Here is a 1904-nt window from a genome sequence, read left to right as displayed (position 1 = left end):
CTGAACAGGGCGGGAACCCAACGCAATAAACAACCATGCCAGCAGGTATATGTCCTCACTCAAACGCCCTGCGCCGTAAGCTTCATTCAGGGCATCTTGAATACCCACTTGCTCAATTGGAGTAAATGGACCCAACTCGGGATCCCACGTCAATACAGCGATTCCGGTTTCTCGCTTCCGGAGCTTTTTCCTGTCCAGGACGTACACCACATCATCCTGAATACCCGGCAAGCTCATGGCATGCCATCGGCGTAAAAACGCAAAGAGATCGCGTGTTTGAAAGTCATTGGCATCGCAATGTATCAATACGTCATTTCCGCAGATAGTTTCCAACGGTTCAACGCGCCCCTCTTGCAATCGCAAGGCAAATGCTTTTAAAGCCGCAAAGCGACCCATCACAGTACTTGGCGCCCTATTTTCAACGAACCAAATCAACGTAAGATGGAATGAAGCCATGAGCACAGCAGAAAAATGTAGCCCAGAAAAATCCATGTAAACCGAATACACACCGTCCCGGTACGACCAAGCAGGCCGGTTAGGATCAAACGCGATACCGCTTTTGCTACGAATTACCGACGGAAGTGAAGGACAGAAATCAATTCCATCGATTACGTAGTTTTCCCCTGGTTTTTTAATCATCGGAAGGAGCCTCCACACGCAATTGTTTTTGCATTTGCAAGGACACAGCGGTGGCTTTTTTCTTGATATGACGCTGGTTATACACAATCGCCATTCCGGATGTTTCGGACCACCCCATCAATCGTGACCGCAGTTTTTGCTCCATGGTCGGCGACACATCACTTCTATCAATCGCTTCCGAAAAAATATCGTTCCAGGTATGGCGAAGGAGATGAGGGCAGATGTTTTCTGGTAGTTCCGGACAGTGTTGCCGTAAAGTGATAAATACTTTATTTAGCGCCGCAAGACTCAGTGGTTTTCCTGAGCCACCGGCTACCCAAAGATATTCATGCTTACGCGAGCCTGTAACATTTCGACGAATGGACATTACATACGCTCGCGTGAGCGCTACCAACTCTGCGTCGAGCGCTAATAATCGACCGCTTGTTTTGGCATTCGGCTGTCTCAACCGTGGATCCGCCGGATCGTCTGCCCTCCTGGCAATTAAAACTTCATTGGTCTGAAAGTTAATATCCGAGATTTTGACACCAAGCAACTCACCTCTCCTGACTCCCAAGGACAATAGCCAGCGAATCATTAAGTAGTTTCGCTGCCGAACAAATTCATGAGACCACGGATTATGCTCAAACTCTGGAGCAACCACCTGTTGCAGTAGCGATACCATTTGTTCAGTTAGGCCCTCACGAGGCGTAACATTGGATAAGCGCTGCACTGAAGGAATGCGAGCCTTTATGGCTGTAGAAACCAGTTCACGGAGTTTTTCCACCCCTGAAAAATGTGGGTTTCCTGCGCCTGTTTTTAGTAAGTGGTCGGTCGCAATCCAGTCAAGGTAACGGGCAATGTATAAAAGCCGTATAGCAATAGTACCAGGATGAATTTTTGGCGTACTAAAGCCACTGGTAGACCATGGCGATACAAACTTTCCATTTCCAATTTTTTTTCTGTCGCCCGCTGTAATTGGTAATTTACACGCCCCAACGATAGCTTCTATGTCTCCAACCGTTAAAAACTGGCCGTCGCGCAAACGGGCGGACAAATCTATCTTTAGTTCATCAAAAACAATGAACAGCACCATCAACGACCGAAGCGCCTGTTGGAGTGTGCTCGTCGACAAATTCGCCGTTCGTAACTCTGTCAGTACCCAAAGGTTAGCGCTGTGCACGGGCATGCCGTCTTGCTGAAGGCAAAGCACTGGAAAGCGCTCACCACCGTCGAACCGCACGAGTTTGATTCTGTAAGGGTTCATTGTTTACACACTCCTAAGG

Annotated in this window: 1 protein-coding gene and 1 pseudogene; both read right to left on the bottom strand. The window is 48.2% G+C overall.

The window, feature by feature from the left end; all coding sequences use genetic code 11:
- Nucleotides 1-639 (bottom strand): annotated as a pseudogene (locus tag H096_RS05085) (hypothetical protein); the annotation flags it as partial.
- Complete coding sequence (locus H096_RS32920; protein WP_050593414.1) at nt 632-1885, bottom strand: site-specific integrase; 1254 nt, start codon at nt 1883-1885, stop codon at nt 632-634. The pseudogene H096_RS05085 and the gene H096_RS32920, both read right to left, overlap by 8 nt.
- Nucleotides 1886-1904: the final 19 nt, after the last annotated feature.

The organism is Pseudomonas sp. FH1 (assembly GCF_000510895.2).
Lineage (GTDB): Bacteria > Pseudomonadota > Gammaproteobacteria > Pseudomonadales > Pseudomonadaceae > Aquipseudomonas > Aquipseudomonas azotoformans_A.
The sequence above is the reverse complement of the archived record's forward strand: the minus strand, read 5'-3'. Positions and strand labels throughout refer to the sequence as shown.